This window comes from Candidatus Eisenbacteria bacterium, assembly GCA_030017955.1.
Lineage (GTDB): Bacteria > Eisenbacteria > RBG-16-71-46 > JASEGR01 > JASEGR01 > JASEGR01.
The window spans coordinates 1-1805 of record JASEGR010000208.1; the positions used below are offsets into that span (position 1 = coordinate 1).

The following is a 1805-nucleotide window of genomic DNA, read 5'->3' on the forward strand; positions in this document are numbered from 1 at the left end:
TCTATCGCCAATGACACGACCGTCTATGTCGAAGGGCTGAGTCCGAGTGTCAATATGGACGGCGAGACGATCACGCTCCGTGTCTACAACGGTACGCAACTGATCTGCGAGGACAAGGTTAAACTCATCGTAGCGCAGACGATGTTCGGCATTTTCGGCGATGGAGGAGCCGGGGAGTCAACGCTCCGGACGTACCTCAATGCCGAGAAGAAGGATCAACGCACCGATCCCTATGTGATCAAGAAGGCCACGGCTTGCTACAGTGTCTTCGTCTGGACCTCCGAGAAACTGGCAAAGATCGCATTGGGTGCCGAAGAGGGCTATGTGGCCTATGATGGGCATTCCAATTTCGGGATCGGATTCACCTTTTCCGGCAACTTGGCCAACATTGCCGCGTTCATGAACGTGGGCGAGGCGCTGGTTCCGATCAACTGGCCGTATATGAGAGACCACCAGGGCCACCCCAACTTCTGGATCGAGGATGCCGAGTATGGCGACGACACCACCAGCACGGAGCAGTATGATCCTTGGAGAAAAACGCGTAGCATTGTCGGCAGTCTTCAAACATTGTCCACATATGAATTCTTTTCCACACCGCAAACCGGCGGAGATGTGGCGCACCTGCACCTAACACGCGGCGCCAATAAGTATGAGGACTACCACTACGGAACAGTAGTCAGCCCCCGCATTGTCGCCAAGTGCGGGGCAGCCGACATGCCCACAAGGCGATGGAAGAAGGCATTCCTGAATTCGTGCGATAGCGGTCGGTACTATTATCGCATTTTCAATCATGGCACCTTTTTTTACACGCGCGGCGACTGTAGCGCTTCGGGGACGACTAAGGCGTTTATCAAGGCCATTATCGACGGCAAAGACAACGGCGGGATATTGAATGACGTCAATGCCGTGGAGAACGTTAACGATTACCACTCGTTCTAGGGAGGAAACCAATGCATTACTATCGTGCGATCCTGTTTGTTGGACTTGGGATCATAGCTGTCAGTGTGCTGGCCGAAAACGATCTTCGCGACGCGTATGAAAGCGTTGTGGTGTCGAATCTGGAGGCAACTGCCATGCAGAAGGCATTTGACCTTGACCGTGCAGATGTCTCGGAGTTCATGCTGGCAAGAATCAACGCATTCTCCAAGAAAGGAGACGGTGCGTGTGCGGAGGAAGTCATGGGATCCTTGCTCCATGCCGACCCTGGCAAAGGAATCGAATGGCTTTTGGATAGATACGGCCAGCTATCGGCCGTTGGCCGCGCGAACATGGTGAAGAGCCTGCGACACTCGGAGTGCAAAGAAGCCTACGAAATAGTATCAGTGTTGTTGGCCCACAAAGAAGATGTCGTCAATCAGCACGTGGCCGCAGTTGCAGCAGGTCCATACACGCATTTGCGAGTCTGTGATTACGCTTATAATTCCTTCCTGTGGATGATTCGGAAAAGCGCAAATCTTCCCGCAGACCTGCCAAGAGGGCTTTTCCCAGATAGTTCGATAGAAGACCGAGATCGGGCCATCAAGCGTCTTGTTGACTGGTGGGACAAGGAGTCGGCGACAGTTCTTCAACAGAAGACATCCCTCGCAACCACTCGCCCATCCTTGAAAGAAAAGATGCGAACCTTGCAGAAGACGCAGCACTGATCGTGTACATCTTCCCCTCGGCTGGCACTGCGGTATGCTTACGCAACCTCGTGCCAGTCGCCCCTACGCTCCGTTACGCGCATCAAGCCTGCGGTGGCGGATGCGTTGCCCGGCGCGAAGGTTGTCAACAGCATCGCGTGGGGGAACACGATCGGGCCGTAC

The 1805-nt window shown here is 54.2% G+C and carries 2 protein-coding genes; both read left to right on the forward strand.

Going from position 1 to position 1805, the window contains the following annotated elements; genetic code table 11:
* On the forward strand, positions 1-939 hold a 939-nt coding region (locus tag QME66_13720; protein MDI6810002.1), incomplete at its 5' end, for a hypothetical protein.
* 11 nt (positions 940-950) lie between these two features.
* Complete coding sequence (locus QME66_13725; GenBank protein ID MDI6810003.1) at positions 951-1643, forward strand: hypothetical protein; 693 nt, start codon at positions 951-953, stop codon at positions 1641-1643.
* Positions 1644-1805: the final 162 nt, after the last annotated feature.